Origin of the sequence: Streptomyces sp. NRRL S-455, from assembly GCF_000717875.1 — a bacterium.
Taxonomy (GTDB): Bacteria; Actinomycetota; Actinomycetes; order Streptomycetales; family Streptomycetaceae; genus Streptomyces.
In genome coordinates, this window is sequence record NZ_JOCT01000093.1 from 1 (window position 1) to 309 (window position 309).

1 protein-coding gene is annotated in these 309 nt (G+C 72.2%); it reads left to right on the top strand.

Features of this window, described 5'->3' with window-relative positions:
- Positions 1–309, top strand: a 309-nt coding sequence (locus tag IE97_RS39065) for a ketoacyl-synthetase C-terminal extension domain-containing protein (RefSeq protein ID WP_037845517.1), incomplete at both ends; no start/stop codon positions are given.

Below are 309 nucleotides of genomic sequence, written 5' to 3' on the forward strand. Positions count from 1 at the left end.
GTGCAGGCCATCCGCCACGGTGTGCTGCCCCGGACCCTGCACGTGGACACTCCGTCCTCGCAGGTGGACTGGACGGCGGGGGCGGTCGCACTTCTGACCGAGTCGACGCCCTGGCCGGAGACGGGCGAGGCCAGACGTGCGGGAGTTTCGTCGTTCGGTATCAGTGGCACGAACGCGCACGTCATCCTCGAGCAGGCGCCGGACGACGACGCCGCAGTAGAGTCCGGGCCCCCGGCCGGCACCGTGCTGCCGTTCGTGCTCTCCGGGAAGTCGGAGGGCGCGCTGCGGGACCAGGCCGCGCGTCTGGCA